The organism is Humibacter ginsengiterrae, from assembly GCF_054780115.1.
In genome coordinates, this window is the sequence record NZ_BAAGWY010000009.1 from 142,197 (window position 1) to 151,405 (window position 9,209).

Annotated in this window: 6 protein-coding genes; 4 read left to right on the plus strand and 2 right to left on the minus strand. The window is 70.4% G+C overall.

Annotated features, from left to right (window positions below):
* Positions 1-14: 14 nt before the first annotated feature.
* Complete coding sequence (locus tag ACYVII_RS12370) at positions 15-203, minus strand: hypothetical protein (RefSeq protein WP_460535421.1); 189 nt, start codon at positions 201-203, stop codon at positions 15-17.
* Between the two features lie 90 nt (positions 204-293).
* Positions 294-1,151, minus strand: coding sequence for a siderophore-interacting protein (locus ACYVII_RS12375; RefSeq protein WP_460535423.1), 858 nt, complete (start codon positions 1,149-1,151; stop codon positions 294-296).
* Between the two features lie 120 nt (positions 1,152-1,271).
* Between ACYVII_RS12375 and ACYVII_RS12380 the strand changes: the two genes are divergently transcribed.
* The 4 genes from ACYVII_RS12380 to ACYVII_RS12395 are packed head-to-tail and all read left to right on the plus strand — an operon-like array spanning position 1,272 to position 8,705.
* A complete protein-coding gene (locus ACYVII_RS12380) occupies positions 1,272-4,175 on the plus strand; it encodes a hypothetical protein (protein ID WP_460535425.1) in 2,904 nt (967 codons plus the stop codon).
* Positions 4,172-6,982 carry an FtsX-like permease family protein gene (locus ACYVII_RS12385; RefSeq protein WP_460535427.1) on the plus strand — a complete coding sequence of 937 codons (2,811 nt, stop codon included), beginning with the start codon at positions 4,172-4,174 and terminating at the stop codon, positions 6,980-6,982. Before ACYVII_RS12380 ends, ACYVII_RS12385 begins: the two co-directional genes overlap by 4 nt.
* Entirely contained in the window at positions 6,979-7,983 is a 1,005-nt protein-coding gene (locus ACYVII_RS12390) for an ABC transporter ATP-binding protein (RefSeq protein ID WP_460535429.1), read from the plus strand. Before ACYVII_RS12385 ends, ACYVII_RS12390 begins: the two co-directional genes overlap by 4 nt.
* Positions 7,980-8,705, plus strand: coding sequence for an ABC transporter ATP-binding protein (locus tag ACYVII_RS12395; RefSeq protein WP_460535431.1), 726 nt, complete (start codon positions 7,980-7,982; stop codon positions 8,703-8,705). The genes ACYVII_RS12390 and ACYVII_RS12395 overlap by 4 nt, the downstream gene beginning before the upstream one ends.
* The last annotated feature ends 504 nt before the right edge of the window (positions 8,706-9,209 follow it).

The following is a 9,209-nucleotide window of genomic DNA, read 5'->3' on the forward strand; positions in this document are numbered from 1 at the left end:
GTCCACGGCCCGGCTCACACCAGGTGCGGGTCGTTCTTCCAGGCCGGCATCGTGGACATGTATGCGCGCGTCGCCTGTTCGACCTCGGCGCGACTCTGCTCCGGATGCGAGCGCTGCTGCCAGGCCGTCATCCGCTCGAAGCGCTCGTCGAAGCTCTGCAGGTTGCCGTCGGCATCCCGCCTGGATGGCTCGTCCTGTGTCACGCGATCAGCGTCGCGCCGACCGAATGCATCGTCAATCCCGATGGATCGGATTCCGGGCGAATCGGGCCGCGCGTGTGCGGCTGAAGTCCGTCAGTCCGGGTCCGACGGGTCGATCGGCTCGTGGTGGTCGCGGTTGACGATGCCGCGCTTCCAATAGCCCTGCACGTCGAGCTGGTCGGGGTGCAGCCCGGCATCGTGCTTGAGGTACCGCCGTACCGGCACGAGAGTGGATGCCTCGCTCGCCGCCCACACGTAAGCATCCGGTCCGAGGTCCAGCGATCGCACCGCCTCGTCGAGCTGGCCGGGGCCATCCTCGCGGTACAGCCACTCCACGGATGCCCGCTTCAGCTGCTCCGCGCTGAGGTACGGCTCCACCTCCTCGTCGGCGACGTCGAGAAGTGCGGTGATGCGGGTGGACGCCGGCAGCAGGTCGAGCCACCGGGTGAACGCCGGCAGGGCGGTCTCGTCGGCGATCAGCACGGCTTCCGCGACGTCCCGCGGTGCCATTCGCGAGCCGCGCGGGCCGGCGACGGCGATCTCGTCCCCGGGATGCGCCGCGGCAGCCCATGCGGAGGCGGGGCCACCGCCCGCGGGATCCGTGGGGTTGCCGCGTGCGGCATCCGGTGCGTGCAGCACGAAGTCGATGTCGAGCTCTGCTGCGCCGAACGGGGCCGGACGGAACTGGCGAGGCGTGTAGTCGCGGGAGATGATCACGCCGTTGGTCGGACGGTGCAGGCCGTCGGCGCGCAGCTCGGGGATGGTCAGGGTTCCGGTGGTCGGATCGGGGAAGAACACTTTGACGTGATCCGTCGGGCCGGGCGCCGAGAAGTCCTCGAGCGCGTCGCCGATGAGCGTGACCCGCACCATCGACGGCGTCAGCTGGTCGACGTGCGAGACGGTCAGAAGTCGGATCGCCATGTCGTGGCGCAGGTGATCGCGTGTGGCCATGTCTCGACGGTACGCCCGTGGAAAACCGACCGCTGAGACCACTCCACGCCCAGCGCGCAAATGTGCAGCGACCGCGGCCGGCCCTCATGAGGGTAGGACGGTCGGTACTAGGGTGGGCGGGTGCCCGCCGGGAAAACCCCACCTGAGGCGCACGGCTCGCCGTCGAGCAACGCCCGACACCACCGCGAATCAGGCGGCGCGCTGTGGCGCGTGCGTTCCCGCGCTCAGATCGGACTGCTGGCGGCGATGGCCGGAACGATCGCGATCGTCGCCGCACTCGTGGGCGTGATCGTGGGCGTGGCGGCGCAGGGACCGGTCGCGTCCGTGCGCAGCACGCTCGCGGCGGGGCCGGAGTCGTCCGTCTCGCGCACGGCTTCGTGGACGTGGAGCGCGGGCGACGAGCATCCGTCCACTTCCGACGTGCGGGCGGCGCTGCACAAGGAGTTCGCCGGGCTGCCGGTCTTCGTGCGTGGCAACGAAGGCGCGGCGCTCTCCGCGCGCTGGACAGTGACGCCGGACGCCTCGCGCATCCGTCCCGACCAGCTTGCGTCGGTGCGCCGCGCTGAGTCCCGGCTCGGCGACATCGTGAGCGGTCTGCCGGGCATGAGTGACACGAGCGTTTCCGTCTCCGGAGGTGGCACGGAGGCGCTTGCCCGCATGGAGCAGGCGAACGATGCTCTCTCCGCGGTACTCCCGGTGCCGGCATCCGTGCTGGCCGTCGCGGGCGTGATCGCCCTCTCGCTCCTGGCTGGACTACTGGTGGATGCCCGCGACAACGAGACGCGCCTGCTGCGTGCCCGCGGTGCCTCGGTTCGTGCCATTGTGCTGGCCGATGGCGTCGAGATCGTCGTCTCCGCCGTCGTGGGTTGCCTCCTTGGAGCGGCCGCGGCGGTCGTCACGCTCGCGCTCACCGTGGGCATACCGGGCACCGCAGCCCTGGCGCTGCCGGGCATCGGCGTGCTGATCGCGTCCGTCGCGGTGGTCCTCGCCTTCTCCGCGCTCGCGGCGGAGCGGGCATCCGGTGAGGCGCGGCAGCTCTCCGGGCGTACTCGGCTCGGCATCTCCGCCGGCGCGACCCTGGTGCTGCTGGCCATGGCGGCCATTTCGATGTGGCGGTTCGTACAGGGGCAGGCATCCGCAGGCGAGGTGGACCCCGTCGCGGTGATCGCTCCCGCCGCCGTTCTGTGCGCGCTGGCCACGTTCGCGGTGATCTTCTTCGCGCCAGTCTCGACCGCGATAGAGACCGGCGTGTCGCGGTCGCCGGGCGTCGCATCGCTGCCGATGCGCCTGGTCTCGCGGCACGCAGCCGTGTTCGCAGCCCCGGTCGCCCTGCTCACTCTGGCCGTCGCCGTCTCGACGTTCGCCAGCGGATACCAGGCGACTTGGGCTTCATTCCTCTCCGCCTCGTCCCGCCTCGTCGTAGGCGGGGATGCCCGCCTCGACCTCGACGCGCCTCAGTTCGCCGGCGGTGCATCCGATGCTGTGCCGCTGAAGCAGATCGCCGGCGTACACGGAGTGAGCGTCGCGGCACCCGCGATGACCATTCCGTCGCAGATCGGGCCTTTGCCGGTCGACCTGGTCGGCGTGCGCGCGACCGAACTGCAGGCGCTGAGCACGGCGCCGGATGCGATGTTCGACGCGAACGCCGTCGCCTTCGACCTGACGCGGTCGCGCCAATGCCCTATCGCGGACGGCGGATGCTCGGTCCCCGGTTCCGGCCATCGATCCGGAGGCGATGAAGTCGTGGACGTGTCCGACTTCGGCATCGTCGTCCCGGTCGGCGCGAAGCAGGTCACGCTCACGGTGCGCGCCGGCGCCTCCGAGGCGACCACCTCGCACATCACGGCGTGGCTGACAGCGCCGAGCGGCGAGGCCATCCCGGTGTCCGCCGACGACGTGCCGGTGTCCAGGGTCGCGACGGCAGAAGCATCCGCTCCCCAGCAGAGGGTGCAGTTGGCGATCCCGGATGGCGTCTGGACGATCTCCGCGTTCGACCTCGCCGTCGACCTGCCGCCCGCTGCCGATTCGTACACGCCCGTCTCACTGCGGAACATCCGGGTCGCGATCGAGTCCGCCTCGGCAGGCGGAACGCGCCTGACGATGCCTCGCACGGGCTGGCGGTTGCAGGACGGTGTGTACGACAACGGCGACGGCGTCGCAACGAACGGGCGCGCCAGCGACCTCGGATTCGACGGCAACGTCGCGTCCAGCACGGCGACATCGGTGCGCGCACGGCTTGCACCCCAGTTGCGATCGCTCACCGTGCCGGTCGCGATCAGCACAGCGACGGCAGCGCAGACCGGCCTCAAGGTCGGCAGCACCACGTCGATCGATCTGCCGCAGGGTTCGCTGCAGGCCCGTGTCGCCGCGGTCACCCCGCAGGTGCCCGGCACCGACACGGCGACTGCGGCGCTCGTCGATCTGCCGACGCTCACCGCCGTCATGCTGCGCACCTCGCAGGATCTGCCGGCGGTCGACACGGTCTTCGTCGTGGCGCAGAAGGATGCCCGCCTCGCCACAGCCGCACTGCATCGAGCCGCCGGATCCGGTTCCGTCGCGACCCCCGACGTGGCCCTTCCGACGAGGTTCATCGGCCCGGTGGTGCTCGCTCTCGAACTCGGCGCATACGGATGCTGTGCGCTCGCCGTCGTGGCACTCGCCGCGAGCCTCGCCGCGCTCTGGCGCAGACGCCGCAGCGAGACGGTCATCCTGCGCGCCATCGGATTCCGGCCGCAGGTGCAGGCGACGACACGCGCCGCGGAGGCGGCGCTCGCGATCGTCTACGCACTGATGTGCGGCGTGACGGCGGGCATCGTGGTGACCCTCGTCGCCGGCAACGCGCTGGCCAGACGTTCGGTCCCGGGTGCTCCGCCGGCGCTGCCCGTGGTGGGCACCTTCGACGTGGACTGGCTGGTCGGGTGCCTCGTCGTTCTGCTGATCGTGCTGGGGCTCGTCGTGGTGCGCTACGCCGTCGCACTGTACCGAAGCGCCGTTCGCGCCGTTCCGGGAAGGACGACGACGTGAACGCAGTTCCAGCGCACCGCAAAGGTGCGAGTGAGCGCGACAGCCGTCACGAAAGCGCCGCTGCATTGTTGCTGCGTCCGATGAAGGCGTTCCGCTCGGGATTCGTCGCGCTCGGCATCGTGGTGCTGCTCGCCACCGCCGGTGTGGTCGCGTGGCCGGCGGCGACCAGCGCCCTCGTGACGGCGGATGCCCGCGACCGGCTCGCACAGGCATCCGTCGTCGACCGCGACCTCACCGGCACCGTGGCCGTGCAGTTCGTCCCAGGGGGAGAGAGCCTGGACTCCACTGCCGGCTCGTTGATGACCGGCCTGCCGGACGCGCTCGACAAGGCGCGTAGCACCATGCAGCCGGCGCTGCGCTCCATCACCCGTCCCGGCCGGTTCGTCGCGCGCTCGGACGGCATTGCCAGAGCGAACACACCGCCAGGCCTTCCCATTCAGCGCGTCGCGACGGATCCCCCACGATCGGCGCTCGGTCTCTCGATCGAGGCGGACCCCTGGTTGCACTCCGACGCGGTACTGGCCCACGGACATTGGCCGACGGGCGGGCTCGACGGCCGCACGCTCGATGTGGCCATCGCGGGGGCCACCGCTAAGCGACTCAAGTGGAGCATCGGCACGACACGCACCGTCGATCTCAACATCGGCGCCGTGAACTCCTCGCCGCTGCTGAGCCAGGCGGCCGGCACCGACCAGGCATTCGCTCTGAAGTTCCGGCTTGTCGGAACAGTGACACCACGCAACGCCTCCGACGACTACTGGGCGCTCGACCCCGTGCGGTCGACGCTGGGCGTCGGTGTGTCGTCCGACGATTCGAAGACGACCTTGTATCACGGCGTCGTCTGGATGGATCCGGATGCCTGGCCGCAGCTGGCCATGGGCTTCGGATCCCCGTACGTGTACGCCTGGTACGGCGTGAAGCCGTCCGAGGTCGACGTGGCGTCGCTGCCCGGGATCGCGGCCGCCGCGACGAGCTTCCTGGCGCAGCCGATCGAGACCGGAGCGGGCATCACGGCGCGGCCGCTGCGCATGACCAGCCGGCTCCCCGACATCGCGCAATCGATCACGGCGCGCGAGGGTCCGGTGCCGACACTTCTTGCGATCGTGGCGATCGGGCCGCTCGGTGCGGCCGTCGCCGTGCTGTTCGTCGGAGCCCGCCTGATGACCTCGCGTCGTGCCCGCGAGCTGCAGCTGGTGCGGGCGAGGGGCGGCTCCGAGCGGCGCGTGCGCGGAACGCTGGCCCTGCAGACCGCTCTCGTCACGGTGCCGGCAGCGATCGTGGGTGGAGTCGGGGCGATGCTCGCGACCGCCCGCGTGTTCGACGCGGTGGGGGCATCCGCCGTGCTTCTGATCGCCGCATGCGCCATCGTGCCGCCGTGCGCAGTCGCGATCACGGCGTCGCCGGAGAGCACGGCCAAGCGGCGACCCGTGACGGCGTTGATCGCCGAGCTTTTCGTGCTCGCCCTGGCGTGCGCTTCATGCGTTCTGCTGCTGCAGCGCGGTGCGACGACCGCCACCGACCCGACGAGCATCGATCCGCTGCTCGTGGCCACGCCGCTGCTGCTCGTGTTCGCGGTCTGCGTGCTCGTGCTGCGCGTGTACCCCGGCCTCTTGCGGCTGATCGGCCGGGTCGCGCGCTCATCGAGGGGTGCGGTCTCCCCGGTCGGCTGGGCGGCCGCGTCGCGCGGCGGGGCCGGACGCCGCTGGCCCCTGTTCGCGATGCTCACCGGTGTGGCGGTGGCCGTGTTCGCCAGCACCACATTCACCACGCTCGTCACGAGCGCCCGGGCGGATGCCGTCGCCCGGGTCGGCGCCGACGTCACCGTGAACGGACGGCTCACCGACGCGCAGCTCGACGCCCTGCGCGCCATCGACGGCGTCACCACGGTCGCCCCGCTGCGCCTCGTCGGCTACGCGAGCACGTCCGGAGGCGAGAACGTCGCCGCCTACCTGGTGGATGCTCGCGCCATCGCGATTGCGCAGACCAACGTCGCGGACGGGCAGCGGTTGTTCCCGGCGACCTCTTCCGGCAGGAACGGCTCGACGCCTGTCGTCGTGGGCGGGCTGCCGGGGTCGGCCCCTGCGGCGAGCCTCACGTTCGATGACGGCCGCACCACGATGCCTGTGCACGTCGTGCATCGTGCGAAGGACATGGATGCCCCGTTCCTCACCGACGAGACCTGGGCGCTCGTCGACCAGACGCACGTGCCGGCATCGCTGCGCGAGGAATCCGCGGCGATGTTCGCGATGATCGGCGTGCGCGCCGGAGTCGATACGGCGAAGGTCGCGGCCGCGGCGCAGGCAGTGGCGGGCAGGGGTGCCCGCGTGGATTCCGTGCAAGCGGAGCGGATGCGTCAGGGGCGGGGACCGCTGCTGGCGGGCATCCAGAGCCTGATGCTCGCCGGAACCGTGCTCGCGCTGTTCATGGCGGTGGGAGCGCTGCTGCTCACGCTCGCGATGGCGCGGGGGCAGCGCATCAAGTTGCTGGCCGTGCTGCGCACACTCGGCTTCGACAGGACGCAGTCGGCCGCGCTGGTGGCGTGGGAGGTCGTGCCGCTCGCGGTCACGGCCATCGTGGCCGGTGTGCTCACCGGCATCGGTCTGTCGTGGCTCGTGGTGGCCGCCGTCGACCTGCGAGCCGTCACGGGCGCGCTCGCAAGGCCGGAGCTGGCGCTCTCCCCGGGCACCGTCGGCCTCGTCGTGGCGCTCTTCGCCCTGGGAACCGCTGCCGCACTGGCATTCGCAGTGGTGGCGGCGCGGCGTTCCGATCCGGCGAGAACGCTTCGTGCGGCAGAGGAGGAATTGTGAACGACACCGATACCGCCATCAGCTGCTCCGACCTGGTGCGCATCTACTCCGGCGAGGGAGTGGAGGTGCAGGCGTTGCAGGGGCTGAACCTGCAGGTCTCGCGCGGGGAGCTCGTGGCCATCATCGGCGCATCCGGATCCGGCAAGTCGACGCTGCTGGGCATCCTCTCCGGACTCGACAAACCCACCGCGGGGAAGGCGAGCGTCGCGGGTCGCGACCTCTTGTCGCTCACGCGCAAGCAGCGTCTGGAGTACCGCAGGCACGTGGTCGGATTCATCTGGCAGCAGACCGAACGCAACCTGCTGCCCTATCTGACAGCGCGCGAGAACGTGATGATGGCGATGAGTCTGGCGGGGACCCCCTCGCGGCAGAGTCGATCGGCCGAACTGCTCGACGTGCTCGAGATCGGCCGGCTGGCCGACCGGGTGCCCGCGCAGCTCTCCGGCGGTGAGCAGCAGCGGGTGGCCATCGCGGTCAGCCTCGCGAATGAGCCACAGGTGCTGCTCGCCGATGAGCCGACGGGAGAACTCGACGACGCCACGAGCGCCGAAGTGCTGGAGGTGATGCGCACCGTCAACCGCGAACTCGGAGTGACGACGCTCATCGTCACCCACGATCCGGCCGTGTCGGAGCACGTGCGCCGCACAGTGCTCATCCGCGACGGCCGTACGTCGACCGAGGTGTTCCGCAGCCACGGCGACGCGGGCGAGCACTCGGTGGCGGAGGAGTTCACCGTGATCGACCGCTCCGGCAGGCTGCAGCTTCCCGCGGAGTACGTGTCGCGACTGCAATTGCGCGACCGAGTGCGGCTCGAGCTGGAGACGACGCACGTGCGCGTCTCGCCCGCCCAGCGGCCCGCGACCGATGCGGCCGTTGCGCCGGCATCGCCCGGTTCGTCGCTCCCTCCCGTGCCTCCGGTCGAGTCCGTGCCTCCGACCGTACCGCCGGCCTCGCCGGTCGAAACCGACCCCACCCCCATCGCCGAGGAGGAGATCCGGTGACAGACACCTTGACCGAGGCACAGGCATCCGTCGCCCCGATCCTGCGTGCTCACGCACTGACCAGGGTGTTCGGTGGAGGAGCGACGCGGGTGGAGGCGTGCGCCGGAGTGGATGTCGAGGTGCGGCCGGGCGAGCTGCTCGTGATCAAGGGGCGGTCCGGTTCGGGCAAGACGACTCTGCTGAACATGCTGGCGGCCGTGGACCGGCCGACCAGCGGGTCGGTATGGCTCGGCGACGCGGAGCTGAGTGCGGCGAGCGAGGACGAGCTCGTGCGCATCCGGCGCGACCGGATCGGATTCGTGTTCCAGGGCTTCGGGCTCATCCCCGTGCTCTCGGCTGCCGAGAACGTCGAGTTGCCTCTACGGTTGCTGGGCGTTTCTGCAACGGAACGGGAGGAGCGCGTCGCCCGCGCGCTGGAGGATGTCGACCTCACCCAGCACGCGGCGCAGCGGCCCCCGGAGATGTCCGGCGGGCAGCAGCAGCGGGTCGGAATCGCCAGGGCGATCATCTCGGAGCCCCAGGTGCTGTTCGCGGATGAGCCGACCGGGCAGCTCGACAGCATCACGGCCGGCGCGATCATGGAGTTGCTCGTCACGCTGGTGCATGACCGTGGAACGGCAGCCGTCGTCACCACGCACGACCCGGTGCTGGTCGCGCGCGCCGACCGCGTGCTGGAGCTGCACGACGGACGCGTGGTGAGTGAGACGGTCGCGGGCGGATAAGCAGCGGTCGTGGGCGTGCGACATTGCGGAAGCGTCTGATCCGGGTCGAGAACACCTTGAACGACCTTCACCCTCGACGGGATGGTTCCGGAACGCCGGAGCGATTGCCCGAACCCCCTGTTTGCGGTATCGGATGGTCGCTTTGCGGTATCGGATGGTCGCTGTGCGGTATCGGATGGTCGCCGCTGGTGGACCGCTCTCCGTCGGTTGCTGCAGTGGTGGTAGGCCGCGTGTCGGCCCCCTGCCGATCGCATCTGATCCGGCAGGTCTTTCCGTCCACAGGTGCCCGTTCGGTCGGGTTATCCACAGGTGAAACTCCTGGTCAGGAGTCGGTTCGGAATGTCGGTGGGTGCTGCTTGACTCCTCGGTATGAACAACTCGAACGCACCGGTCGCCGAACCTGCGGCGGCACTGTCGGATGCGTTCGTCGCGCTCACGGCGGCGCTGGATGACGTGCTGCCCGCGACGGGTGTGCACGGTCTCGGTGATGAGGTGCTGTTGACG